At 41.2% G+C, this 24937-nt stretch carries 23 protein-coding genes and 1 other RNA gene; 20 read left to right on the forward strand and 4 right to left on the reverse strand.

All coding sequences use genetic code 11. From position 1 onward, the window contains the following. The first annotated feature begins 1 nt into the window (after position 1). The 9 genes from PHA78_RS02200 to PHA78_RS02240 all read left to right on the forward strand — a co-directional run bounded on the left by PHA78_RS02200 (position 2) and on the right by PHA78_RS02240 (position 8589). Entirely contained in the window at positions 2-718 is a 717-nt protein-coding gene (locus PHA78_RS02200) for a YebC/PmpR family DNA-binding transcriptional regulator (RefSeq protein ID WP_004195244.1), read from the forward strand. A gap of 312 nt (positions 719-1030) precedes the next feature. Continuing rightward, positions 1031-1879 carry an SAM hydrolase/SAM-dependent halogenase family protein gene (locus PHA78_RS02205; RefSeq protein ID WP_004194192.1) on the forward strand — a complete coding sequence of 283 codons (849 nt, stop codon included), beginning with the start codon at positions 1031-1033 and terminating at the stop codon, positions 1877-1879. A 20-nt stretch (positions 1880-1899) separates the two neighbouring features. Next, the gene (locus PHA78_RS02210; protein ID WP_024377202.1) at positions 1900-2448 is read left to right on the forward strand and encodes an ECF-type riboflavin transporter substrate-binding protein; all 549 of its coding nucleotides are present in this window, start codon (positions 1900-1902) and stop codon (positions 2446-2448) included. 107 nt (positions 2449-2555) lie between these two features. Continuing rightward, positions 2556-3476 carry a hypothetical protein gene (locus PHA78_RS02215; RefSeq protein ID WP_099806673.1) on the forward strand — a complete coding sequence of 307 codons (921 nt, stop codon included), beginning with the start codon at positions 2556-2558 and terminating at the stop codon, positions 3474-3476. A 577-nt stretch (positions 3477-4053) separates the two neighbouring features. Next, positions 4054-5037 carry an oxygen-dependent tRNA uridine(34) hydroxylase TrhO gene (trhO, locus tag PHA78_RS02220; protein WP_272158410.1) on the forward strand — a complete coding sequence of 328 codons (984 nt, stop codon included), beginning with the start codon at positions 4054-4056 and terminating at the stop codon, positions 5035-5037. Positions 5038-5335: 298 nt separating this feature from the next. Further along, positions 5336-5611 (forward strand): VOC family protein, encoded by a 276-nt coding sequence (locus PHA78_RS02225; protein ID WP_216655424.1) that lies wholly within the window; start codon positions 5336-5338, stop codon positions 5609-5611. 111 nt (positions 5612-5722) lie between these two features. After that, complete coding sequence (locus PHA78_RS02230; protein ID WP_272158411.1) at positions 5723-7396, forward strand: ABC transporter ATP-binding protein; 1674 nt, start codon at positions 5723-5725, stop codon at positions 7394-7396. Further along, positions 7393-8226 carry an energy-coupling factor transporter transmembrane component T family protein gene (locus tag PHA78_RS02235; protein ID WP_024377453.1) on the forward strand — a complete coding sequence of 278 codons (834 nt, stop codon included), beginning with the start codon at positions 7393-7395 and terminating at the stop codon, positions 8224-8226. The genes PHA78_RS02230 and PHA78_RS02235 overlap by 4 nt, the downstream gene beginning before the upstream one ends. A gap of 159 nt (positions 8227-8385) precedes the next feature. Further along, positions 8386-8589 carry a cold-shock protein gene (locus tag PHA78_RS02240; protein WP_004195223.1) on the forward strand — a complete coding sequence of 68 codons (204 nt, stop codon included), beginning with the start codon at positions 8386-8388 and terminating at the stop codon, positions 8587-8589. A gap of 41 nt (positions 8590-8630) precedes the next feature. On the opposite strand, the gene rsmG is transcribed toward PHA78_RS02240, so the two are convergent. Genes rsmG through recU form a run of 3 tightly spaced genes read right to left on the reverse strand, consistent with a single transcriptional unit; the run spans position 8631 to position 12175 of the window. Next, positions 8631-9344: a 16S rRNA (guanine(527)-N(7))-methyltransferase RsmG gene (rsmG, locus tag PHA78_RS02245; RefSeq protein ID WP_029175816.1), complete on the reverse strand. Its 714-nt coding sequence runs from the start codon at positions 9342-9344 to the stop codon at positions 8631-8633. Between the two features lie 58 nt (positions 9345-9402). Then, positions 9403-11577, reverse strand: coding sequence for a penicillin-binding protein PBP1A (gene pbp1a, locus PHA78_RS02250; RefSeq protein ID WP_272158412.1), 2175 nt, complete (start codon positions 11575-11577; stop codon positions 9403-9405). After that, positions 11558-12175, reverse strand: a complete 618-nt coding sequence (gene recU / locus PHA78_RS02255; protein ID WP_004195218.1) for a Holliday junction resolvase RecU — start codon at positions 12173-12175, stop codon at positions 11558-11560. The genes pbp1a and recU overlap by 20 nt, the downstream gene beginning before the upstream one ends. Positions 12176-12240: 65 nt before the next feature. On the opposite strand from recU, the gene PHA78_RS02260 reads away from it, so the two are divergent. From PHA78_RS02260 to PHA78_RS02280, 5 genes are all read left to right on the forward strand, one after another. Beyond that, positions 12241-12780 carry a DUF1273 domain-containing protein gene (locus tag PHA78_RS02260; RefSeq protein ID WP_004194171.1) on the forward strand — a complete coding sequence of 180 codons (540 nt, stop codon included), beginning with the start codon at positions 12241-12243 and terminating at the stop codon, positions 12778-12780. Between the two features lie 70 nt (positions 12781-12850). After that, a complete protein-coding gene (gpsB, locus tag PHA78_RS02265) occupies positions 12851-13186 on the forward strand; it encodes a cell division regulator GpsB (RefSeq protein WP_004195212.1) in 336 nt (111 codons plus the stop codon). A 142-nt stretch (positions 13187-13328) separates the two neighbouring features. Then, positions 13329-13694, forward strand: an RNA gene (gene rnpB / locus PHA78_RS02270) — RNase P RNA component class B. A 53-nt stretch (positions 13695-13747) separates the two neighbouring features. Beyond that, the gene (locus PHA78_RS02275) at positions 13748-14914 is read left to right on the forward strand and encodes a THUMP domain-containing class I SAM-dependent RNA methyltransferase (protein WP_004195209.1); all 1167 of its coding nucleotides are present in this window, start codon (positions 13748-13750) and stop codon (positions 14912-14914) included. 9 nt (positions 14915-14923) lie between these two features. Then, the gene (locus PHA78_RS02280; protein ID WP_100881155.1) at positions 14924-16378 is read left to right on the forward strand and encodes a cell division site-positioning protein MapZ family protein; all 1455 of its coding nucleotides are present in this window, start codon (positions 14924-14926) and stop codon (positions 16376-16378) included. Between the two features lie 381 nt (positions 16379-16759). Here PHA78_RS02280 and PHA78_RS02285 read toward each other — a convergent pair whose 3' ends face one another. Next, the gene (locus PHA78_RS02285; protein ID WP_004194159.1) at positions 16760-17242 is read right to left on the reverse strand and encodes an S-ribosylhomocysteine lyase; all 483 of its coding nucleotides are present in this window, start codon (positions 17240-17242) and stop codon (positions 16760-16762) included. A 128-nt stretch (positions 17243-17370) separates the two neighbouring features. Between PHA78_RS02285 and PHA78_RS02290 the strand changes: the two genes are divergently transcribed. From PHA78_RS02290 to rsmB, 6 genes are all read left to right on the forward strand, one after another. Continuing rightward, complete coding sequence (locus PHA78_RS02290; RefSeq protein WP_024398631.1) at positions 17371-18984, forward strand: ribonuclease Y; 1614 nt, start codon at positions 17371-17373, stop codon at positions 18982-18984. Positions 18985-19103: 119 nt separating this feature from the next. Next, complete coding sequence (gmk, locus tag PHA78_RS02295) at positions 19104-19724, forward strand: guanylate kinase (RefSeq protein ID WP_024377213.1); 621 nt, start codon at positions 19104-19106, stop codon at positions 19722-19724. A 32-nt stretch (positions 19725-19756) separates the two neighbouring features. Beyond that, positions 19757-20071, forward strand: coding sequence for a DNA-directed RNA polymerase subunit omega (rpoZ, locus tag PHA78_RS02300; RefSeq protein WP_004195201.1), 315 nt, complete (start codon positions 19757-19759; stop codon positions 20069-20071). 83 nt (positions 20072-20154) lie between these two features. After that, entirely contained in the window at positions 20155-22545 is a 2391-nt protein-coding gene (locus tag PHA78_RS02305) for a primosomal protein N' (RefSeq protein ID WP_272158413.1), read from the forward strand. 130 nt (positions 22546-22675) lie between these two features. Then, positions 22676-23614, forward strand: coding sequence for a methionyl-tRNA formyltransferase (gene fmt / locus PHA78_RS02310; protein WP_029179613.1), 939 nt, complete (start codon positions 22676-22678; stop codon positions 23612-23614). Beyond that, positions 23601-24914, forward strand: coding sequence for a 16S rRNA (cytosine(967)-C(5))-methyltransferase RsmB (gene rsmB, locus PHA78_RS02315; RefSeq protein ID WP_272158414.1), 1314 nt, complete (start codon positions 23601-23603; stop codon positions 24912-24914). The genes fmt and rsmB overlap by 14 nt, the downstream gene beginning before the upstream one ends. Positions 24915-24937: the final 23 nt, after the last annotated feature.

Raw genomic sequence — 24937 nt, forward strand, 5'->3', positions numbered from 1 at the left:
CATGGGACGTAAATGGGCCAATATTGTAGCCAAGAAAACCGCAAAAGACGGTGCTAACTCAAAAGTTTACGCCAAATTTGGTGTTGAAATCTATGTAGCAGCGAAAAAGGGTGACCCAGATCCAGAAACAAACTCAGCGCTGAAATTTGTTATCGACCGTGCTAAGCAAGCGCAGGTTCCAAAACACATCATTGACAAGGCTATTGACAAGGCAAAAGGAAATACAGACGAAACTTTCGTAGAAGGTCGTTACGAAGGCTTTGGACCAAATGGTTCTATGATTATTGTTGATACCTTGACATCAAATGTAAACCGTACCGCAGCCAATGTTCGCTCTGCCTTTGGTAAAAATGGCGGTAACATGGGTGCATCTGGTTCTGTATCATTCATGTTTGATAAAAAAGGTGTGGTTGTCTTTGCTGGTGATGATGCAGATGCAATCTTCGAATTGCTTTTAGAAGCAGATGTCGAAGTGGATGACGTAGAAGCAGAAGATGGCACAATCACTGTCTATACAGCCCCAACTGATTTGCACAAGGCCATCGTGGCACTTAAAGAATCAGGAATCCAAGAGTTCAACGTCACTGAACTTGAAATGATCCCACAATCAGAAGTATCACTTGACGGCGATGATCTCGCAACATTTGAAAAACTCTACGATGCCCTCGAAGACGACGAAGATGTCCAAAAAATTTACACAAATGTAGATGGGTTTTAATATAAAAAAAGTGCTAGTAGCACTTTTTTTATATTAAAAGGTTGGAAATTGGAACTGCCGTTAGGCGGTATTCTTTGCATGAATATGAAAGTGTAAGCTCTAGATTGGGAATTAGAACGGACGTTGGGAAATTTTTTTGTGCCAGATTGCCAAATGATAACCAACTGTAAAATGTTCAGATTGAAGATGTAAATAAGTTGTTCTAAAATAATTTAGCTATAAGGCGAAACTATAGCATTGTTTAGGAAATAGCTATTTGAAAGCATCTAGCTTTTCTGATATGATAGAGTGGTATTATTTTTAGGAGGAGCTATGTCGAATAATTTATTAGTATTACAATCAGATTTTGGATTAGTGGATGGAGCTGTATCAGCGATGATTGGTGTTGCTCTCCAAGAATCGAGAGATTTAGTTGTTCACCATCTAACTCATGATATTACTCCGTACAATATCTTTGAGGGTTCATATCGCCTCTTTCAAACGGTCGAATACTGGCCAGAAGGCACAACTTTTGTTTCGGTTGTTGATCCGGGAGTTGGTTCAAAACGTAAGAGTGTAGTAGCTTTGACCGAACAAAATCACTACATTGTAACGCCAGATAATGGGACGCTATCCTTCATCAAAAAATATGTGGGGATAAAGGCGGTTCGAGAAATTTCAGAGGTGGCCAATCGCCGTGCCAATACAGAACATTCGTACACCTTCCATGGTCGAGATGTTTATGCCTACACGGGAGCTAAATTGGCTTCTGGACACATTAGCTTTGAAGAAGTTGGTCCAGAATTAAGCGTGGATAAGATTGTGGAAATTCCAACAGTCCCAACGGAAGTTGGTTCGGACTATGTAAAAGGTGCAATTGATATTCTGGATGTTCGATTCGGCTCGCTTTGGACCTCGATTACGCGAGAAGAATTTTACACCTTGCAACCGCAGTTTGAAGATCGCTTTGAAGTGACCATATACAATAACGACATGCTTGTGTATCAAAACCAAGTAACCTATGGCAAGTCCTTTGCGGATGTACGTATCGGACAGCCATTGATTTATATCAATTCCCTCTATCGTGTAGGTGTTGCGATTAATCAGGGCTCATTTGCCAAGGCTTATAATGTCGGTGTAGGTCAAAACTGGCATATTGAAATCAAACGTATTAGTAATTAAAGAAATTTTAGGAGATAGTTATGAAAAATAATTCAATCAAAACAGTCGTTGCTACTGGTATCGGCGCAGCCCTCTTTGTGGTTATTGGTTTGCTGATTAGTATTCCAACCTTTGTACCAAATACCTACATTCAATTGCAGTATGCAGTTCAGTCGCTCTTGTCAATTGTTTTTGGACCAATTGTTGGTTTCTTTGTAGGGCTTATTGGTCATGCCTTTATAGACGCACTGCGAGGTGGGTCGCCTTGGTGGTCATGGGTTCTAGCCTCAGCAGTTTTCGGCTTGGTGTTAGGTTTTGCTAGAAATCGTCTGCGTATTCAAGAAGGAATTTTTGACGGAAAAGATATTTTTGCTTTCAATATTTTTCAAGCAGTAGCTAACCTCATTGCTTGGGGAGTCATTGCCCCAGTTTTAGATATTCTTATCTATAGTGAGGCGGCGAATAAGGTCTTTGCACAGGGACTTGTGGCAGGTATTGCAAATAGTATTACAGTTGCTATTGCAGGGACACTCCTTTTGGCTGTTTATGCAAAATCTCAAACGAAGACAGGTAGTTTGTCTAAAGATTAAGTTTTTATTTTCCCTAGAAAAAATTCTAGGGTTTTTTCAATACCAAAAAATACAAATATGATATAATAATATAAAACAAATAAAAACATGTGTTCAAGGGGAGAAGTATGGTCTGGACAGAAGAAAAGTTGGGACCGATTATTCATTCTATACTCAATCCTGACGAGGAAGTTTTAAGTCTTTATCAATCGAAAACGACGAAATCAATTTATGGCTGCATTCTTTGGAATAATTATTATTATAAGGTTTTCCGAGTTAGTAACCACCCATCACAATCTACATATAAACAGCCAACTTTTTATGATTTCCATGGCGAATTTTATATGAAAGGAGCGATTCGGACCTACCTTTACCACACGAACAGTTGGTATGAACTTAGTAAACAAAGCTACTACCTTCTTCTCTTTTTTCAAAAGTTATGGGATGAAAAGCAAGAGGTGGAGGCGAGTTGGCAAAATGGTAGAATGCAGATTCGCTTAGTGGTTGAAGAAGAGGGGTGGCAAGTCCATTACCGTTTTCCAGATAATCAGGCAAGGGAGGTTGAACGCTTATTGGCCTCAGGCATGCTGGTGGCCATTCGCTCCTCCAGAAATTTTATCAAGATACGGACGAGTCGTTTTGTTGCACCGTACATAGCTCTAATCAAACAGCGTCAACTTTATCGAAAAAAGCCGAGTAAAGCTATGCTTCAGTGGGAAAAATACCAAAGTCAACTTATTGAAATCCAAAGGACCTATCGGCTAGTAGAGGAAAGTGCTCCGCAAACTTTTTTTGGACACTGGTTGAATAAGGTCCAACTCTATCTCTGCTCTGCCATTGCCAGCTATTGGGAAGAAGTTATTGAAGGAGTGGAGTGGCAGGAGGCAAGAGAAATCAAAGAGCAAAGGAAAGCCGAGAAGCCGCATAATCCTATTGAAGATAAATGGAAGGAAAATATTGCTAGACGCCGTAAGCGAAAAGTGGACCAACTTATCGGACATGATACCTTGGAAAAACTCCGACAACTAAAAACAGAATTAGACGACTAAGAAGTTATAGCGAACCTTCAATAAATGGGAGCGGGAAAGAACTCGATTAAGTCAAAAAGAGTTCGTCAACAATTTTTCGTTTTAAGTTGTTGAGCTGAAACAGTCTATCCCCAGACTGTTTCACTCCCACCCCCGCATAGTTCCAACTGTCTGGGGGACAGTTGGAAGTTGGAAATAGAGCGAACAAAGTTCGCTACAAAACTGTCTGGGAGACAGTTTGAGGTTGGAGATGAAGCGAACTTTGTTCGCAACAGTCGTAATGGTTAGATTTGGAGTGTAAAACACGAATTGCTGAGATTTGCTTCGCAAATCCTATCTCCAACCTTTAACAGTCCACTGGACTGTTAAACCCAATCAACCACTGCGCTGAGATGTTGACACGACCCCTGAGAAGCGAGGTTGGTCTTTTTGCCCAGCCTCATTTTTTACACATAAGCACTGAACCTGCGAATACAGGTTCTAAATTTTCAGTTCAGATTTTTGTCTTTTGAGGGGCTAAACGATATAATCGTAAGGTATCATTTATTAGAAATGACAGAGTTTTATCATCTATTGCAAAGATTGAAAAGGAGACACTATGTCAAAAGATATTCGCGTTCTACTCTATTACAAGTATGTTCCAATTGAAAATGCTGAAGCCTATGCTGCTGAGCATCTAGCTTTCTGTAAGTCTATCGGACTAAAAGGACGTATTTTGATTGCTGATGAGGGAATCAACGGTACTGTTTCTGGTGACTATGAAACAACACAAAAATACATGGACTACGTTCATGCTAATCCACTCTTCAGCGATTTGTGGTTTAAGATTGATGAAGAAAATGAGCAAGCTTTCAAGAAAATGTTTGTTCGTTATAAAAAAGAAATTGTTCACCTTGGTTTGGAAGACAACGACTTTGACAACGATATTGATCCACTTGTAACAACAGGTGCCTACCTATCACCAAAAGAGTTCAAAGAAGCTCTCTTGGACGAAGATACAGTTGTTTTGGATACACGTAATGACTACGAGTATGACCTTGGGCATTTCCGTGGTGCAATCCGTCCAGATATCCGCAACTTCCGTGAATTGCCACAATGGGTCCGTGATAACAAAGAGAAATTCATGGACAAGCGCGTAGTTGTTTACTGTACTGGTGGTGTTCGCTGTGAAAAATTCTCAGGCTGGATGGTTCGTGAAGGCTACAAGGATGTCGGCCAGCTCCACGGTGGTATCGCAACCTATGGTAAAGACCCAGAAGTTCGTGGCGAATTGTGGGATGGAAAGATGTATGTCTTTGACGAGCGTATCGCGGTCGATGTTAACCATGTAGACCCAGTTGTCGTTGGTAAGGACTGGTTCGATGGCACACCATGTGAGCGCTATGTCAACTGTGGCAATCCATTCTGTAACCGTCGTATTTTGACATCAGAAGAGAATGAGCACAAGTATGTTCGTGGCTGTTCAGCTGAATGCCGTGCTCATGAGCGCAACCGTTACATCTCTGAAAATGGTTTGACTCGTCAAGAATGGGCAAAACGCTTGGAAGCGATTGGGGAAACTCTTACTCCAGCAAATGCTTAGTAATACCAAAATTGCATTGAAAAATCAGTGCAATTTTTTTGTGCAATCAGAATTCTTTATATTTTTTCAGTCCATTCTATACGAAGCCTATCAATTAGAAAAGAGAAGGAGATGAAGTCATTTTGGATGAACTTATCCCCTTCGAAAATCAACATTATCCGTTGTCAACTTGCCTTGATGAACTCTAGTGCTATCTTCGCTTCGTTTCCTCGGTCACTTTTGATTTTCATTGAATATTAGCAGTAGCAGACCTTGAATAGCTGGTCGGTTTTATGAAGCAATCGGTTTTGCAGTTGCGATGTTTGGAGATATTAAGTCTGCGACTTTGCCTGAGGGTGGCAACTTGATTTTGGTGCAGGCAGATAGCTTTGCTCAACGCCTACCATTTCAGGTAGTAGCGAGTGGCAATGAAGTCTTGATTTCGCTTAATGTGGCGAGTAGGGAAGAAGTGGATAGAATTATCGAGCGTGTTGAAGCAAATGGCGGGCAAATTACAGGATGCCCGACAGATGCCCGTGGCTTTTATGGAGCAAGTTTTACGGACCTTGATGGTATCATTTTAATGCGATTGTGATGTAGGAAGTTAGAATTCATCTACTCTAGAATCATGGATGAACTTATTTGAAATGGGAGAAACTGATGATTCTTCCTTTTTTTCAGAGTCAATTTACGTTATAATAGTCCTATGAAAAAAATCATTGAGTTTAAAGATTTTACATTTAGATACCAAGCGCAACAGGAACCCACTTTAAAAGATATTCAGTTAACGATTTATCAGGGAGAGAAAGTTCTGATTATTGGTCCATCTGGTTCAGGAAAGTCGACGATTGGACAATGTCTTAATGGTATTATTCCCAATATTTACAAGGGAGAACATAGCGGAAGTTTACTATTGGATGGTCAGGAAGCTTTTAATCTTTCAATTTATGATAAGTCCTTGCTCGTATCAACGGTTCTTCAAGATACAGATGGTCAATTCATTGGCTTATCAGTTGCCGAGGACCTAGCTTTTGCTTTGGAAAACGACATGGAAAGCCAGGTGGTGATGAAGCAAAAAGTAGGAGATTGGGCAGAAAGACTGTCTTTGACCGATTTACTAGCACATCGACCACAAGATTTATCTGGAGGCCAAAAGCAACGTGTCAGTCTGGGCGGAGTTCTTATTGATGAGAGTCCTATTTTGCTGTTTGATGAGCCACTTGCTAATTTAGACCCCAAATCAGGCCAAGATACGATTGATTTGATTGATCGTCTGCACAAGCAAGAAGGGACCACAACCATTATTATTGAACACCGTTTAGAGGACGTACTGTATCGTCAGGTGGACCGAGTTGTATTGATTAATGACGGTCGGATTTTGTTCAATGGAGGACCGGATGATTTATTACGTACCTCATTGTTACAGGAAAACGGCATCCGTGAACCCTTATATCTATCGACTCTTCGCGCCTTAGGATATCCGATTGCGCAGGCAGAACGCCTCTCCTCAGTTTGGGAAATTGATATTAAGGCTTTGAATATAGCATCCCTACCGACTCTACACTTTGAAAATGGAGAGAAAGAGGCTTTGTTAGAAGTCAAGCATCTTCATTTTTCCTATCCTAACAAACAAGTTCTTACAGATATTCAACTGACGATTCATAAGGGAGAACGTCTAGCTATTGTTGGAAAAAATGGTGCGGGGAAATCTACTTTAGCCAAGGTGCTTTGTGGTTTTATTCAGGGTGAGGGTGAGATTCTCTGGAAGGGGCAGTCAATCAAAGAAGATTCTGTCAAAGAGCGAGCAGAACGGATTGGTTATGTTCTTCAGAATCCCAACCAAATGATTAGCCAAACGATGATCTTTGATGAGGTTGCTCTTGGTTTGCGCATGCGAGGGGTGACAGAAGAAGAAATTGAACACCGAGTTCACCATATCTTGAAAGTATGTGGTCTGTATCCGTTTCGTAATTGGCCGATTTCGGCACTTTCGTATGGGCAGAAAAAACGGGTAACGATAGCATCTATCTTGGTTCTCAATCCAGAAATTATTTTGCTAGATGAGCCAACAGCAGGACAAGATCAACGACATTATCGGGAAATGATGGAGTTTTTGGATCAATTAAATGCTCAAGGGCACACCATTGTCATGATTACCCATGACATGCAACTCATGCTAGATTATTCAGATAGAGCTGTTGTTGTGGTGGATGGGCAGATTATTGAAGATGCCAGTCCAGCAGAAATTTTATCTGATGATACGGTGATTGAGCGAGCCAATTTAAAAGAAACATCAATTTTTCACTTGGCGGAGAGGGTGGGAGTTAATCCCTTAGAATTAACGACGTTTTATATGCAGGAAGAAAGGAGAAGAAGATGAGTCAACAAAAACTAATTGGTTACCATCCAGGAACTGGCTTGATTCATAGTTTATCGGCTGTCAGTAAATTACTCTTTTTTCTCATAGTTTCCATTCTTGCTATGATTACTTACGATACCCGCTTGATTCTTTTTATCGCAGTATTTTCTCTAGCCTTGTTCAAAATGTCAGGGATTCGTTATAAAGAAATCTCTCTTGTTTTAATTCTGACGATCATTTTTGCTGCAATGAATGCCCTGATGGTTCACTTGTTTGCACCACGGTATGGAGTGGAACTTTACGGAGCAGACACTCCCTTGCTATCAGGTCTGGGAGTTTATTCCTTGACGAGTCAGCAAGCATTTTATCTGGTGAATCTTCTCTTGAAGTATTTTTGTACAGTTCCTTTAGCGATTATCTTTCTCATGACCACTCATCCTAGTCAGTTTGCTTCCAGCTTGAATCAAATTGGGGTATCCTACAAAGTTGCTTACGCAGTCAGTTTGACCATGCGTTATATTCCAGATATTCAAGAAGAGTTTTATACGATTCGAATGTCTCAAGAAGCGCGTGGTTTGGAATTGTCCAAGAAAGGAAAAGTGATGGATCGTATAAAAGGGAATCTATCCCTTGTCATTCCTCTGATTTTCAGCTCCTTGGAGAGGATTGATACGATTTCAACGGCTATGGAATTGCGGCGTTTTGGAAAAAATAAAAAAAGAACATGGTATACCCAACAGCCTCTACAGAGAATAGATTATGCTGTCTTGCTATTTATTCTTGCTCTAGTAGTCGTGACAATCTATCTATTTTTTGTTAATCAGGGTCGATTCTATAATCCGTGGCGATGATTATTGAGTTTATTGGGCTTATCAACCCTTTATCGTTGACATATAGGAAATATACTGTTACAGTAGGGAATGTAAATAAATTTAGAGTTTAAGTATCAGTTTCATCTTTTGTTTTTCCTCTTGATAAGTTTTACAAATAAATAAAAAGAGGTAACACAAATGGTACAAGGTACAGTTAAATGGTTTAATGCAGAAAAGGGATTTGGTTTTATTGCTCAAGAAAACGGTCCAGATGTATTTGCACACTTTTCTGAAATTCAGTCTAATGGTTTCAAATCTTTGGAAGATGGTCAAAAAGTGACATTTGAAGTGGAGCAAGGCCAACGCGGTCTTCAAGCGACCAATATTACAAAAATTGGATAATAAAAGAGCGGGTTTCTTAGTGAAACTCGCTTTTCTTATGTTTAAAGGGGTCTTTTATTTGGCATACCAGCTTTGCGTGGAAACTTATTTGGAGTTTCCTTTTTCTTTTCGACGATGGTCAATGTTCGATGGTCGCCATTTGGAAGAGTATAGTTGTGGTTTTCAATGACTTTTGCGAAGAGGAGATTGAGTGCGTTTTTTGCCTGAGTCAATTCATCTTCTGCGCTGGACGCCTTGAGTGCGATTAATTTTCCGTTGAGCTTTAAATAAGGAATAGTCAATTCAGAAAGAATCTGCATGCGGGCAACTGCGCGTGCTGTGACAAGGTCAAATTGTGCACGGAAGTTCTTATCTTGTGCAAAGTCTTCTGCACGACCATGATAGAAATGAAAACCTTCGAGCTCTAGTTCTTCGGCAAGCAAATGTAAAAAATTAATTCGTTTATTAAGAGAATCAATGATGGTAACATCTAGTTGCGGAAAGATGATCTTCATAGGTAGGCTAGGAAATCCAGCTCCAGCTCCAATATCTAAAAGCCGAAGAGGTTCGTTCTGAATATGGCCTCGCAGGATTGGAGCGATAGAATCGTAGAAATGCTTCAGATAGACTTCGCTTTCCTCGGTAATAGCTGTCAGATTGATTTTTTCATTCCATTCCACTAATAGTTGGAAATAGCGATGAAATTGGTGTTTTTGTTGGTCGCTTAATTGAATACCTTGGTCTGCCAAGGTTTTATAAAATACTTCAGGTTTCATAATCTTATCTTATCATAATTTAAGCAAAAGAAAAACCCAGAAGAGTCTGGGAATTTTCTTATTGACCATCTGTCTGTCCCGTCGCAGGATTGTTTCCTGTTGTTGCAGTTTCAGTTGAAGAAGTTGCAGTCTCGGTGGAAGTTCCAGATGATGTTTCGCTTGATGTTGTCGTCGCTTCGGCCGTTTCGCTAGTTTCAGTCGAACTAGAAGAACTTGTACTATAGCTAGTGTACGTGTTGTAAGCATTGGATAGTGAGCGACTACCTCTGAGATAGTAGTTGGAACCGTAACGTACGAGTCCGCTTGGCATCTCCCAATCGGTAGCTGTATAGTCCGAATGCATAAAGAGCATCATATTGTGGTAGACATCTGTTGCAATTCGCATGCTGTTATCAAGGATAGGAGTCATACGATTGGTATATCCGGTCCAAACAGCCATTGCATACTGACTAGAATATCCAACAAAGTTTTCATCAGGAACGACCGTGTAGCTATAATTTGCTTCTGGAATTGAAGCTAGAATAGTATCCGTTTCGCTATCGGTATAGTTTGATGTACCTGTTTTACCTGCCATAGGAACTCCACTAACAGAAGCGTCTAATCCATAACCGTAAGACATAACAGCCTTCATCATATCGGTCATCATGTAGGCTGTTTCGGCAGACATGACTTGAGTACCTTGAGGAGCGTATTCTGTTACTGTTCCATCACTAAAGACAATTTTATTGACATACTGCGGAGCGTAGTATGTGCCGCCATTGGCAAAAGCGGCGTAGGCAGCAGCCATCTTTTCACTACTTGCCCCGTACTGGCTACCAGTGTCGGATGTATTACTTGAAATAGCATTAGAGTAATAAATATCAGGGTAATCGATACCAACGCTATTCAAAAATTTCAAGGCATTTTCTAAGCCTGTAGCTTCCAAGGCTTTAACGGCTGTAACATTTCGAGAATACTGAATAGCAGTCTTAACAGAGATATTGCCATAGTATTGTTTATCCCAGTTATTGACAGGAGTTGTTGTACCAGGATAATTATAAGGACCGTCTAAGATTAAATCTGCTGTAGATGTATAAATACCGTTTTCAAAAGCAGGAGCATAGTCTGTGATTGGCTTCATTGTAGAACCGAAGTCGCGGTTGGTCTCAACGGCTTGGTTGGTACCAAGTGAGACGTTTGTTTCTTGTTTACGACCACCTAATTGCGCAACGACTTTACCATTAGAAACATCCACAACCGTTGAAGCTACCTGTAATAAATCATCTGGATAGCTGACATACATATCTGTATTGTAGATATTCCAAAGTTGTTGCTGGGCGGCAGGATCGACGTTCGTATAGACATCCATCCCTGTTGTCAGCAAGTTGTAACCTGTTTTTTCTTCAACTTCTTCAACGACTTGTTTTAGATAGTTGTCCATATAAGCAGGATAAGCAGCTGCATTAGATAGTGGTTGCAAACCATCTGTTACAGGTGTTAGAACAGCTTGTTCATACTGGGTATTATCAATGTACTTTTCTTCCAGCATCTCAGCCAATACCAAATCGCGACGTGCTTTTGCATCTTCTGGATTGGTATAAGGATCATATTGGTTTGGCGCTTGGGGCATTCCTGCTAAAAGAGCTAATTGAGGAAGAGTCAAATCTTTTAACTCTTTTCCATAAAAAGCAAGAGCAGCAGTCTTCATACCGTAATTACCATTTGACATATTCACCTTGTTGATGTAGTAGGTCAAAATCTCTTGTTTGGTATTGCGGCGTTCCAATTGAGTAGCCAGCCAAGCCTCTTGAATTTTCCGCTTTAGATTTTGATCTTCTACGGATGTCGAGAAATAAGTCAGCTTGATAAGCTGTTGGTCAAGTGTCGAGCCACCCTGTAAACGTCCTCCGCTCAAGTTATTAATCAGGGAACCTGCAATACGAATCACGTCAACCCCTCTATGATTGAAGAAGCGTTGGTCTTCGATTGCGACAATCGCATTTACCAAGTCTGTTGGAATTTCTTCAGTCTTGGCATTCGAACGTTTTTCTGCTCCTAAATCTGCAATAAGATTTCCGTTCTTATCGTAAATTTTACTTGACACAGTTGCTGTCAAAGATTCTTCTGTCAATTCTGGAGCGCTTTGGATGTAGTAAACAACCAATGCAGCTCCGGCCAGGCAGGCAATGATAGCCCCCGCCAGTAAAATATTTGCAGTGATTAGAAGAGCTTTTTTAATTGTTGTAGTTTTCAAAAGATTCACCACCTAATAGATTTTTTTCAACGATTTCCAGATATGGGATGCTGGGGAAACGCCCCATTTGAATCTCAAAGCCGTATTGTCGAATAAAGGTTAGAGGCATCGACTTACTACCCATGTCTACTTGATAAAATTCGATCAAATGAGTGGCTGGCAAGAGATAGGTTTCTTTTAATGTTGAAAAGTGAAGAAGGACAAAACAAATGCCACCTTGTTTTACAACCTGTTTCATGTGTTCAATCTGATGCGCATGAAAATTTTTCATGGGCATAGATGCTTTTTGGCGTGTCTCTTTCGCTTCAAAATCAATATAATGTCTTTTAAAAACACCAGAGTAGTCTGTGGTAGATGCCTGTCGAAAGTATGCCTCGACAATCTTAGCACGGCTCCGTTTGGGGTAATCAACTTTTACAATTTGCACGGGAGTTGGCTTCTTGTGAATGACAGCAATGCCGTGCGCAAGGTAATATTGATTGCTATCGTTGATAGCGGCCTCAAAAGACATTCCGCGATTAGCAAAGTTTACTCGCTGGGATGAAGTAGGACTGGTTCTATTGATTTTTTTTGACACCTTATGAGGATAATTGACCATAGAACTCCTTCTTGATAAAATAATATCAGCATATTATACCATAATTAGCGAAAAGAGTACAAGAAATGGATACTAAGAGCCTTTTGGTAACAGGTTATAGACATACAGACCTGGGAATTTTTTCAGAAAAAGATCCTCGACTGCACATTATTAAATCTGCAATTCGTAGGAATTTTATTCGTTTTTTAGAAGAGGGGGTTAGTTGGTTTATACTGACAGGTCAATTGGGTTTTGAATACTGGTCCTTAGAAGTCTTAGAAGATTTACGAGCCGAGGGGTATCAACTGAGTATTGCAACAATATTTCCATTTGAAAATCATGGCGAACAGTGGAATGAGGCTAACCAAGCAAAGTTAGCACGGTTTAAGCAGGTTGATTTTGTAAAGTATGCCTATCCACGCTATGAAAACCCAGGGCAGTTTAGAGACTATAACCAGTTTCTACTGGATAATACGACAGGTTGTTATTTATTTTACGATTCTGAAAATGAAACCAATTTGAAATATTTATATCACATGGTCTTAAAGAAAGAAGGATATAATAGAAAAACGCTTACCTTTGAAGAATTGAATGAGGAGGCTGAAAATTTTTCAAATTCTGAGTAATTTGACTTGATTTTTCCCTATTTTTTTTAATATAATAGCAGTAGTGACGTTTTAGATTAGGGAGAGAGAGATGGCAAGTATTAAATTTACGACAAAAGATATTTTCGAGCAAGATTTTAAAATTGGTTTTCGTGGCTATGATCAAGATGAAGTGAACGATTTTCTTGACGATATTATGAAAGACTATGATGCTTATGAAGCGATTATCAAGGAATTAAAAGGCGAAATTGCTAGATTGAAAGCGCAGGCAGCAAATTCTCCCAGAACAACTCTTCCTACTGAAGAATCGAACGACGTATTGCGTACAGAACGTCCATCTTCAGCGACAAACTTTGATATTCTCCGCCGTCTGAACCGTCTGGAGAAAGAAGTATTTGGAAAACAAATCGTTCAGGGTCAAGAATAGAATAGAAAATTGTACACCTAAACTGACACTTTATTCGCAGTAATTTTCTTGTACACAAATACATTCTGTATTTGTGTCAGAGATATTCCTTGATTTAAAGTGGCTTGCTTTATAGATACAAGTTCTAAGATATTAAGGTGCAATTTTTGGATAATCGCGTGGTAGTTTTCTACCATGAGGAAAGTCCATGCTAGCACTGGCTGAGATGCCAGTAGTGTTTGTGCTAGGCGAATCAATAAGCCTAGGGACGCCCTTGGGCGTTACGGCGGTTAAAATGGCTAAGTCTTTTGATATGCCAGAGTAGATCTGAAAGTGCCACAGTGACGAAGTTTTTATGGAAACGTAAAAAATGGAACGCGGTAAACCCCTCAAGCTAGCAACCCAAACTTTGGTCGGGGCATGGGATGGATGGAAATGAACAGAAATCCTGACTGTTTAGAACAGTAGACAGATGGTTATCGAAGGTGGTAGAACCTAGTACCACCGGAACAAAACATGGCTTACAGAAAATTGCATAAAATAGGTAGCTAGCTCTGCTAGCTTTTATTGTAGAGGAAAAAAATGAAAAAACAATTTGAGTTGATTGCGACGGCAGCAGCAGGTCTGGAAGCGGTTGTGGGTCGAGAAATTCGTAATCTTGGCTATGAATGTCAAGTGGAAAATGGCCGTGTTCGATTCCAAGGAGATGTAAAATCCATTATCGAAACCAATATCTGGCTGCGTTCAGCAGATAGAATTAAAATCATTGTTGGACAATTTCCAGCAAAGACTTTTGAAGAGTTGTTCCAAGGAGTTTTTAACTTGGACTGGGAAAATTACTTGCCTCTGGGCTGCAAGTTCCCTATTTCCAAGGCCAAATGTGTCAAATCGAAATTGCATAATGAACCAAGTGTGCAGGCTATTTCTAAGAAAGCAGTTGTAAAGAAACTGCAGAAACACTTCTCTCGTCCCGAAGGGGTTCCCTTGCAAGAGATGGGGGCAGAGTTTAAAATTGAAGTGTCGATTTTGAAAGATGTGGCGACAGTCATGATTGATACGACAGGTTCTAGTTTGTTCAAACGTGGTTATCGGGTGGAAAAAGGTGGCGCACCAATCAAAGAAAATATGGCAGCTGCTATTTTGCAATTATCGAATTGGTATCCAGATAAACCGCTTATTGACCCTACTTGCGGATCGGGAACTTTCTGTATTGAGGCAGCTATGTTGGCCAAAAATATAGCTCCGGGTTTGAAGAGAAGTTTTGCATTTGAGGAATGGCCGTGGGTTGAGGAACAATTGGTGGCTGCATTACGCAAAGAAGCGCAAGCTTCTATCAAAGCAGATTTGGTATTAGATATTGCTGGATCAGATATTGATGCTCGTATGATTGAAATTGCGAAGAAGAATGCATTTGCGGCAGGAGTTGAGCAGGATATTGTTTTCAAGCAAATGCGTGTGCAAGACTTGCGTACAGATAAAATTAATGGTGTCATTATTTCTAATCCACCTTACGGAGAACGTTTGTTGGATGATGAAGCCATTGTTACCCTGTATCGAGAAATGGGGCAGACTTTTGAACCACTCAAAACATGGTCTAAGTTTATTCTAACTAGTGATGAGTTGTTTGAAACCCGTTTTGGACAGCAAGCGGATAAGAAACGCAAACTGTATAATGGGACACTAAAAGTGGATCTTTATCAATTTTTTGGTCAACGAGTGAAACGTCAAGTGCAAGAAGTGCAAGGATAGGAGGACATCGTGGGAGAAAAAAATAGTCATCATCTTCCTTTGGATGAGGAGAAAGTTTTAGATTTTGAAGTGGCGAAAGATTTAACAATCGAAGAAGCAGTCAAAAAACATAAGGAGATTGAAGCGGGTGTGACAGAAGATGATGGTCTCTTGGATCGTTATATCAAGCAACACCGCGCAGAAATTGAATCTCAAAAATTTGAAACCAAAATCAATCCTCTTCCTTTAGTTGAGGTGGCTGATGAGGAAAAAAATCAAGGACATGAAAGCGCGGAAGAGGTAGAAGCAAATGAGTCTTCTCTTATGGAAGTTAGTGAGGAGATTACTCCTATTGTAGAAGAACTTTCGGTAACTCCGATGGAAACCTTGGAAGAAACAGTGATTGCAAGTACCGTAGCAATGGAGGGGTTATCTCCAGTGGCAGATGATTCTAGTTTAGAATTGGAAGAAGATGAAGCCGAAGACTTGGACCATAGTGAGGGCGCAGATAGGGAACAGAAAAAGAAATTTTTCTTCTGGTCAGCAGTAGGGCTTTCAATGATTGGTGTAATGGCGACGGCGCTGGTTTGGATGAATTCGGTTAACAAATCGAATACTGCGACTTCTTCAAGTTCAACAAGTACAAGCCAGACGTCATCGACAGCATCAAGTTCGACAGATGCGAATGTGACCGCTTTTGAACAGCTCTATAATAGTTTCTTTACGGATAGTAGTTTGACCAAACTAAAAAATTCAGAGTTTGGTAAATTAGCAGAACTGAAAGTGCTGTTGGAAAAATTGGATAAGAATTCGGACAGTTATACCAAAGCTAAAGAACAGTATGATCATCTTGAAAAAGCCATTGCAGCCATTCAGGCCATTAATGGCCAGTTTGATAAAGAAGTCGTTGTTAATGGTGAAATTGATACAACGGCGACGGTTAAATCAGGAGAATCTCTTTCTGCGACAACGACAGGGATTAGTGCGGTCGACAGTCTATTGGCATCGGTCGTGAATTTTGGTCGTTCGCAACAGGAAGTCGCTTCGGCTACGGCAGCAAGTGAGGCTGCAGTCACAAGCAACCAAGGTGCTGATGAAACTGTATCTACTGGTGTACCAGCGACAACAGAAGTCGCTTCAACAACGGTTTCAGGCTCAACAACCGACTTTGGTATTGCCGTGCCAGCTGGTGTCGTCTTGCAACGTGACCGCAGTCGTGTTCCTTATAATCAAGCGATGATTGATGATGTAAACAATGAAGCATGGAATTTCAATCTAGGTATTCTTGAAAATATTGTGACTATCTCGCAACAACGTGGGTATATAACAGGCAATCAATATATCTTGGAAAAAGTTAATATTATCAACGGCAATGGCTACTACAATATGTTTAAACCAGATGGGACCTACTTATTCTCTATAAATTGTAAGACAGGCTACTTTGTCGGCAATGGTGCTGGTCATTCTGATGCCTTGGATTATTAAACAAAAAAGCGTTTTAGCTGCTTCAGATTGAAGAAAAAGTTCATTTTGGACAATTTTCTTCAATCTTTTTTCTTTATGTTGAAAATAAAAAAACTCTCAGAAACGCCGAAATATCAATGTTTCTAAGAGTTTAATGGCTTGCTATCTTTCGCAAACTTATTCAATTTTTTATACAGTCATTTGAATTAACTTTGATACATCGTCACTTTCGGGTTGCCGTACTCTGCAGAAGTGACTTGCTTTGCAAGTTATATCTCCAACCTAGCACAGCCACTAGGCTGTGCTAGCAACCTGCGCCTCAGTTCCTTGTCTGAAAGTTAATTCATTCGACTATATTTTTAGGAGTTTGTCTACATTCTGAGCGGTGTATCCGTTTTTTTGTTAGATTGGTTTTCTTTCAAAGGCATCGGTAGAGATTCCCTGAGAAAGGATTAGTTTGGCCCATTCTTTAGCTGAATGAAGGCTGTGGTCTTTGTAGTTACCGCATGATTCAATGGTTGTTCCAGGGACATCCTCCCAAGTGATGCCTTCTGCAATTTCTTCCAAACTCGACTTGATGACTTGAGCAATCTTTTCAGAGTCTTGTTTTCCCCACATAATCATGTGGAAACCTGTCCGACACCCGAAAGGAGAGCAGTCGATTAGCCCATCGATGCGCTGGCGAATCAGTTTAGCTAATAGATGCTCAATGGTATGTAGACCAGCTGTATCCATTGCGTTTTCGTTGGGTTGGATAAGGCGAATATCAAAGTTTGTAATAATGTCTCCTTTTGGTCCGACTTCTTCAGAAATTAAGCGGATGTAAGGTGCTTTCACAATAGTGTGGTCTAGCTCGAAGCTTTCGACAGTGACTTCTTTTTTCATGGTTTCCTCCAAATAAGTGATGAATTTATTATACCATATTTGACAATTTGGAATTGTGAAATCGGTTCAATTATGATAAAATAGATACAGATTTTGTGAAAATCGAATTATAAAAAAGAGGTAGAAATATGGATATCATTACAGTAGTAGTGACACTTGTTTCTGCTCTCATTGGTTTAGTAATTGGCTACTTTGCCATTTCTTTGAAGATGAAATCTGCAAAAGAAACTGCAGAATTGACACTTTTAAACGCAGAACAAGAAGCTAGTAATGTTCGTGGTCGAGCAGAAGAGCAAGCTGAGGTTATTCTAAAAACAGCTGAGCGCGATCGCCAGACCTTGAAAAAAGAATTACTCTTGGAAGCTAAGGAAGAAGCTCGTAAGTACCGAGAAGAAATTGCAGAAGAATTTAAGTCAGAACGTCAAGAGTTGAAGCAAATCGAATCACGCTTGACAGAGCGTGCGACCAGCTTGGACCGCAAAGACGATAATTTGACCAACAAGGAAAAGACTTTGGAACAAAAGGAACAAAGTCTGACCGATAAAGCTAAGCACATTGATGAGCGTGAACAAGAAGTTGTAAAACTCGAAGAACAAAAAGCTTTGGAGTTAGAACGAGTGGCGGCCCTCAGTCAAGAAGAGGCGAAGGAAATCATCCTTACCGATACACGTGATAAACTGACGCATGAAATTGCGACTCGTATCAAGGAAGCAGAGCGTGAAGTAAAAGAACGTTCTGACAAGATGGCAAAGGACTTGTTAGCCCAAGCGATGCAACGTATATCAGGTGAATATGTGGCTGAGCAGACGATTACATCGGTTCATTTACCGGATGATGCGATGAAGGGACGGATTATTGGACGTGAGGGTCGAAATATTCGTACCTTTGAAAGTCTCACAGGTATCGATGTTATCATTGATGATACACCCGAAGTGGTTGTTCTATCAGGTTTTGATCCGATTCGCCGTGAGATTGCCCGTATGACCATGGAGACCTTGCTTCAAGATGGTCGTATTCATCCGGCTCGTATTGAGGAGTTGGTTGAGAAATACCGTGTAGAGATGGATAATCGTATTCGTGAGTATGGGGAAGCTGCTGCTTATGAAGTTGGGGCCCCAAACCTTCATCCAGACTTGATTAAAATCATGGGACGTTTGCATTTCCGTACCTCTTATGGACAAAATGTTCTTCGCCACTCAATCGAAGTTGCTAAATTAGCAGGAGTACTTGCTGCTGAATTGGGCGAGAATGTGAATTTGGCACGGCGAGCTGGTTTCCTCCATGATGTTGGTAAGGCAATTGACCGTGAGGTTGATGGTAGCCACGTTGAAATCGGTACAGAATTGGCTAAGAAATATAAAGAGAATCCAATTGTTATCAATGCGATTGCCAGCCACCATGGCGATGTAGAAGCGACAAGTACTATTGCAGTTATTGTGGCTGCAGCAGATGCTCTGAGCGCTGCTCGTCCAGGTTCGCGTCGTGAATCTATGGAAGCCTACATCAAACGTCTGCAAGACTTGGAAGAAATCGCTAACAGTTTTGAAGGGATTAAACAATCCTATGCTATTCAGGCTGGTCGTGAAATTCGGATTATCGTTCATCCTAACAAGGTCACTGATGATCAGATTACCATCTTGGCCCATGATGTTCGTGAGAAAATTGAGAATAACTTGGATTATCCAGGAAATATCAAGATCACTGTCATTCGTGAAACAAGAGCGACAGATATTGCTAAATAATGCAGAGGGAGCCCAGTCAGCTCCCTTTCTGTTTGAAAAAATACCCTGCTCATTTAAAATCAGTTGAAATTCCTAGGGATTTTTGTTACACTAGAATGAAAGATTTTAAAGGAGATATCATGAAAGAGCGAGGCTTACTCATTGTCTTTTCTGGCCCATCTGGTGTTGGAAAAGGAACAGTTCGAAAGGAAATTTTTGAAAGCTCTGATAATAAATTTGAATATTCTGTATCCATGACGACACGTCCACAGAGACCGGGAGAAGTTGATGGTGTTGACTATTTCTTCCGTAGTCGTGAGGAATTTGAAGATTTGATTCGCCAGGGTCAGATGTTGGAATATGCAGAGTACGTTGGAAATTACTATGGAACACCTCTGACCTATGTCAATGAAACTCTTGATAAGGGAATTGATGTCTTTTTAGAAATTGAAGTACAGGGTGCCCTCCAAGTGAAGAAAAAAGTTCCAGACGGTGTTTTCATTTTCTTGACGCCACCAGATTTGGAAGAACTACAAGATCGCTTGGTTGGTCGTGGGACAGACAGTGAGGAAGTCATTGCGCAACGTATCGAACGTGCCAAAGAAGAGATTGCCCTCATGCGCGAGTATGACTATGCGGTTGTCAATGATAAAGTTCCTTTGGCAGCTGAACGTGTCAAACGAATTATCGAAGCAGAGCATTTCCGTGTCGATCGCGTAATCGGTCGCTATGATGAAATGATTCGTGATGTGAACAAGTAATAGAACCTTAATAGAAAGTAGAGAATAGAACTATGATGTTGAAACCATCTATCGATACCTTGTTGGACAAGGTACCATCTAAGTATTCCTTGGTCATTCTTGAGGCAAAACGTGCCCATGAATTAGAAGCTGGCGCAAAGCCAACTCAAGAATTTACTTCAGTAAAATCAACCCTTCGTGCCTTGGAAGAAATTGAATCTGGCAATGTGGTTATCCACCCAGATCCAGAAGCAAAACGTGAGGCAGTTCGTCGCCGTGCGGAAGAAGCGAAACGTCTGGCAGAAGAAGAAGAGAAGAAAATCAAAGAACAAATCGCTAAAGAAAAAGAAGAAGGCGAAAAGATTTAATAAAAAACTCGGTTGGGATTGCCATCCGGGTTTCTTTTCACTTACGGAATGATGAAAGTTTTGACAGAAAGGAGGAAGGAAGTATGTTAGCACAGATTATTGTAGACGTCCCTTTGATGCAGACTGATCAAGCTTATTCTTATCGGATTCCTTCTGACTTAGAAGAGGGGCTTATGGTTGGTGTACGAGTCCATGTCCCCTTTGGCAAGGGCAATCGGCTGATTCAAGGGATTGTAGTTGACTTGATTGATGAAGATGACGAAAATAATTTACAAGACTTGAAAGAGCTTGCCGAGGTTTTGGACTATAGTCCTGTTCTCAATCAAGAGCAATTTTGGTTGGCGGACCAGATGAGGAAGTCGGTCTTCTCCTATAAAATTACCCTCTTAAAATCCATGTTGCCAAGTCTTCTCAATTCCACCTATGACAAATTACTCAGACCGGGGAATGGCTTGGAAATGGCAGAGCAGGTCAGTCTGTTCGGTGATAAGGACCAGATTCGTTTTTCTGACTTAGACATGAAAGAGCAAGGGAAAATTATGCGTCTGGCCCAGTCTGGAAAAATCTTGGTAGACTATGTGGCCAAGGATAAAAAGCAAATCAAGACAGAAAAATGGTACCGAGTTTGTCTAGATAAATTGCAAGATGCAGACATCAGCAATCGGGCTAAAAAACGGCAGCAATTAAGAGAATTTCTGCTAGAACACTCGGAAGACCAGCTCCTTTCAAATCTAAAAGCAGACTATTCAGCTGATACGCTCCGCTATTTCCAAGAAAACGGCTATATAGAAGTCAGGGAGGAGGAAGTGTCGCGGACTCAGGGTGTTTTTGATAAGGTAGAAAAAACGCAGGCCTTGGATTTGAATCCAGAGCAGGCGATTGCGGTTCGGGAGATTGTGGCCTCTATCGGTCAGGAAAGTCAGACATTTCTACTGCAAGGAGTGACAGGTTCTGGGAAGACGGAAGTCTATCTCCAGGTTATTGATAGGGTCTTGAAAATGGGGAAAACGGCCATCATGCTGGTGCCTGAAATTTCCTTGACCCCTCAGATGACCAATCGTTTTATTTCTCGTTTTGGTCAGCAGGTTGCCATTCTCCATTCTGGATTGTCTGACGGAGAGAAGTACGATGAGTGGCGGAAGATTGAGGCGGGAAATGCCCAGGTGGTTGTCGGGGCCCGTTCGGCCATTTTTGCCCCTTTGACAAACTTGGGTGTTATCATCATTGATGAGGAGCATGAGGCGACCTACAAGCAGGACAGCAATCCACGCTATCATGCGCGTGATGTGGCCAAGTTGCGGGCAGACTATAATCGAGCGACCCTGGTCTTGGGGTCTGCTACGCCGAGTCTTGAAACACGGGCTCGGGCTAGTCGAGGAGTCTATGGAAGACTGACTCTTAACCAGAGGGCCAATCCCTTGGCTCGTATTCCAGAAGTGGAAGTTGTGGATTTCCGTGATTATATCGGTCAGCAGGAGGCTAGTAATTTTACCCCTGTTTTGATTGAGAAGATTAGAGAAAAATTGGCTCGTAAGGAACAGGTCGTTCTTATGTTGAATAGGCGTGGTTATTCTTCTTTTGTCATGTGTCGTGATTGCGGTAGCGTTGACCAGTGTCCTAACTGTGATATTTCCCTAACGCTTCACATGGACACAAAAACGATGAATTGCCATTATTGTGGTTTTCAAAAGGGGATTCCTCAGACCTGTCCAAACTGTCAAAGTCGTTCTATTCGTTATTATGGGACGGGTACGCAAAAGGCCTACGATGAATTGCAGGAGCTCTTGCCAGAAGCTCGAATTTTGCGTATGGATGTGGATACTACCAAGAAAAAAGGTGCTCATGAGGACTTGCTCGAACGGTTTGGTCGAGGCGAAGCGGATATTCTTCTAGGAACTCAGATGATTGCCAAAGGCTTGGATTTTCCAAATGTGACCCTAGTTGGCGTGCTCAATGCGGATACGGCTCTGAATTTGCCTGATTTTCGGTCTTCTGAGCGAACCTTCCAGTTGCTAACTCAGGTAGCTGGTCGGGCTGGTCGAGCTGATAAGGAAGGGGAGGTCCTGATTCAGACCTACAACCCCAATCACTATGCCATTGCTTTTGCCAAAGAGCAGGACTATGAAGGTTTCTATCGTTATGAGATGGGCATTCGGAAAAATCTTGGCTATCCACCTTACTATTTTACAGTTGGTCTAACCTTTTCGCACAAGTCAGAAGAATTTGTCGTGAAAAAAGCCTATGAAACTGTAGCCTTTCTTCGTCAACACTTAACGGAGGCTATCCAAATTTTGGGACCGACGCCCAAGCCTATTGCCAGAACCCATAATCTCTACCACTACCAGATCATCTTGAAATACCGGCATGAGGACCGTTTGGAAGAGGTATTGAATCAGATTTTGGATTGGACACAGGAGAGAGAAAATCAAGATTTGCGTTTGATTATTGACAACGAACCGCAGAATATGATGTGAGGTCACTATTGACCTTGCATTTTTTGTTTTAAAAACCTTTAATTAAGGAAAAAATAAGCAAAAATGGTATAATTAAGGGATAATAGAATAAGTACGAACGATGTAATGTAAAGGAGATGAGAAAGCAAAGATGACAAAGTTGATTTTTATGGGAACACCAGCATTTTCAGCGACAGTCTTAAAAGGGCTTTTGGCGGATGACCAGTATGAGATTCTCGCTGTTGTTACCCAGCCTGACCGAGCTGTTGGACGAAAAAAAGTCATCCAAATGACACCTGTGAAAGAAGTAGCCTTGGAATACAATTTACCAGTCTATCAACCAGAGAAGCTATCTGGAAGTCAAGAAATGGATGAGCTGATGAATTTAGGAGCAGATGGGATTGTGACGGCAGCTTTTGGGCAATTCCTACCAACCAAATTATTGAACTCAGTTGACTTTGCAGTCAATGTTCATGCTTCTCTTCTTCCTAAATACCGTGGCGGTGCCCCTATCCATTACGCTTTGATTAACGGTGATGAACGTGCCGGCGTAACCATCATGGAAATGGTCAAGGAAATGGATGCTGGTGACATGATTTCCAGCGATAGCCTTGCTATTGAAGAAACGGATAATGTTGGTACCTTGTTTGAAAAGTTGGCTGTTGTTGGACGGGATTTGCTATTGCAAACCTTGCCAGCCTACATTGCTGGTGACTTGAAACCAGTCGCTCAAGATCCAGAACAAGTAACTTTCTCACCAAATATTCAGCCAGAAGAAGAAGTACTGGATTGGAACAAGTCAGCTCGTCAACTATTTAATCACATTCGCGGTATGTACCCGTGGCCCGTTGCCCACACCTATTGGCAAGGGGAACGTTTTAAAATTCAAGAAGCTGTCGAAGTAGAAGGTTCAGGTCCAGTCGGTCAAGTGCTTGTTCGAAGCAAGAAAGAATTGGTCGTTGCGACAGGTCAGGGAGCCCTTTCTCTGAAAACTGTCCAGCCAGCTGGTAAGCCAAAAATGACCATTGCAGACTTTTTAAATGGTGCAGGTCGAGATATTGCAGTAGGAGATCAATTTGGTGATCAATAAACATGAAACAGCAAGAAGTCTAGCCTTATCTGTATTGGAACAAGTCTTTGATCAAGGTGCTTACTCGAACATCGCTCTCAATAAGGCCCTAGAATCTTCTCGTTTATCAGCACAGGACAAGGGCTTGGCGACCGAGTTGGTTTATGGGACGGTTTCTCGTAAAATTACCCTAGAGTGGTATTTGGCACATTTTATCGAAGATAGAGAAAAGTTGGACACTTGGGTCTACTATCTCCTCATGTTGAGCCTCTACCAGTTGGTATATTTGGACAAATTGCCTACCCACGCAGTTGTCAATGAGGCAGTTAATATTGCCAAGCGAAAGCCTGGAACTGACAAATTTGTTAATGCCATTTTGCGAAAAATCAGTCAATCGACTTTGCCAAATCCAGCGGACATCAAACGAAAAAATAAACGTCTATCCGTTCAGTATTCTGTACCAGTTTGGCTGGTCCAAACCCTGATTGCAGAATATGGCGATGAACGTGCAGAGAAGATTTTCCAAAGTTTACATGATCGGAATAAGGCCAGCGTACGCGTGACAGATGGTCAACAAGTGGAGCGATTGGCAGAGGAGCTAGGCGCTCAACACTCGCAGTTATCACCAGTTGGGTTGGTCAAATCCCACGGACACTTTGCGGGGACAGATTATTTCAAGGAAGGACTCATCACCATTCAAGATGAAACCAGTCAATTGGTAGCTCCGACTTTGGATATTCAAGGAGATGAAATCATCTTGGATGCCTGTGCAGCTCCGGGTGGAAAAACCTGTCATATGGCAAGCTATCTTACGGATGGAAAAGTTTATGCGTTGGATTTATATGATCATAAACTAAACCTGATTGAAGAAAACGCACGTCGTTTAGGCCTAGAAGATAAGATTGAGACCAAAGGTCTGGACGCCAGTCGTGTTCATGAGGAATTTGGTCCAGATACCTTTGATAAAATCCTAGTGGATGCCCCATGTTCAGGTATTGGACTCATCCGCCGGAAGCCAGATATTCGTTATAACAAGGCATCGATGGACTTTGATTCTCTAAAGACTATCCAGTTGCAGATACTGGACAGTGTTTGCCAAAGCTTGAAAATTGGTGGTATAATAACCTATAGCACATGTACGATTATTGCTAAGGAAAACCAAGAGGTTATTCAAGAATTTCTGCAAAACCATCCCAATTTTGAACAGGTCATGCTGGACCATCCCAAAACAGATATTATGGTGGATGGTTGTCTCTTGATAACCCCAGAACAATACCAAACAGATGGATTTTTCATCGGTCAACTTAGACGAAAATCCTAGAATAAGAGGAGGAAGTTGCTTAG

The sequence above is a fragment of the Streptococcus sp. HN38 genome (assembly GCF_028335765.1).
GTDB lineage: Bacteria > Bacillota > Bacilli > Lactobacillales > Streptococcaceae > Streptococcus > Streptococcus suis_P.

Bases quoted from the DNA above. Each gene is read 5' to 3' on its own strand.
- PHA78_RS02230 (WP_272158411.1), top strand. From the start codon at position 5,723: ATGAAAAAAATCATTGAGTTTAAAGATTTTACATTTAGATACCAAGCG.
- recU (WP_004195218.1), bottom strand. From the start codon at position 12,175: ATGGTCAATTATCCTCATAAGGTGTCAAAAAAAATCAATAGAACCAGT.
- PHA78_RS02275 (WP_004195209.1), top strand. From the start codon at position 13,748: ATGAAAAAACAATTTGAGTTGATTGCGACGGCAGCAGCAGGTCTGGAA.
- rpoZ (WP_004195201.1), top strand. From the start codon at position 19,757: ATGATGTTGAAACCATCTATCGATACCTTGTTGGACAAGGTACCATCT.
- gmk (WP_024377213.1), top strand. From the start codon at position 19,104: ATGAAAGAGCGAGGCTTACTCATTGTCTTTTCTGGCCCATCTGGTGTT.
- PHA78_RS02200 (WP_004195244.1), top strand. From the start codon at position 2: ATGGGACGTAAATGGGCCAATATTGTAGCCAAGAAAACCGCAAAAGAC.
- PHA78_RS02210 (WP_024377202.1), top strand. From the start codon at position 1,900: ATGAAAAATAATTCAATCAAAACAGTCGTTGCTACTGGTATCGGCGCA.
- trhO (WP_272158410.1), top strand. From the start codon at position 4,054: ATGTCAAAAGATATTCGCGTTCTACTCTATTACAAGTATGTTCCAATT.
- rsmG (WP_029175816.1), bottom strand. From the start codon at position 9,344: ATGAAACCTGAAGTATTTTATAAAACCTTGGCAGACCAAGGTATTCAA.
- PHA78_RS02305 (WP_272158413.1), top strand. From the start codon at position 20,155: ATGTTAGCACAGATTATTGTAGACGTCCCTTTGATGCAGACTGATCAA.
- PHA78_RS02290 (WP_024398631.1), top strand. From the start codon at position 17,371: ATGGATATCATTACAGTAGTAGTGACACTTGTTTCTGCTCTCATTGGT.
- PHA78_RS02285 (WP_004194159.1), bottom strand. From the start codon at position 17,242: ATGAAAAAAGAAGTCACTGTCGAAAGCTTCGAGCTAGACCACACTATT.
- PHA78_RS02240 (WP_004195223.1), top strand. From the start codon at position 8,386: ATGGTACAAGGTACAGTTAAATGGTTTAATGCAGAAAAGGGATTTGGT.
- PHA78_RS02235 (WP_024377453.1), top strand. From the start codon at position 7,393: ATGAGTCAACAAAAACTAATTGGTTACCATCCAGGAACTGGCTTGATT.
- PHA78_RS02260 (WP_004194171.1), top strand. From the start codon at position 12,241: ATGGATACTAAGAGCCTTTTGGTAACAGGTTATAGACATACAGACCTG.
- PHA78_RS02225 (WP_216655424.1), top strand. From the start codon at position 5,336: ATGTTTGGAGATATTAAGTCTGCGACTTTGCCTGAGGGTGGCAACTTG.
- fmt (WP_029179613.1), top strand. From the start codon at position 22,676: ATGACAAAGTTGATTTTTATGGGAACACCAGCATTTTCAGCGACAGTC.
- PHA78_RS02215 (WP_099806673.1), top strand. From the start codon at position 2,556: ATGGTCTGGACAGAAGAAAAGTTGGGACCGATTATTCATTCTATACTC.
- gpsB (WP_004195212.1), top strand. From the start codon at position 12,851: ATGGCAAGTATTAAATTTACGACAAAAGATATTTTCGAGCAAGATTTT.
- PHA78_RS02205 (WP_004194192.1), top strand. From the start codon at position 1,031: ATGTCGAATAATTTATTAGTATTACAATCAGATTTTGGATTAGTGGAT.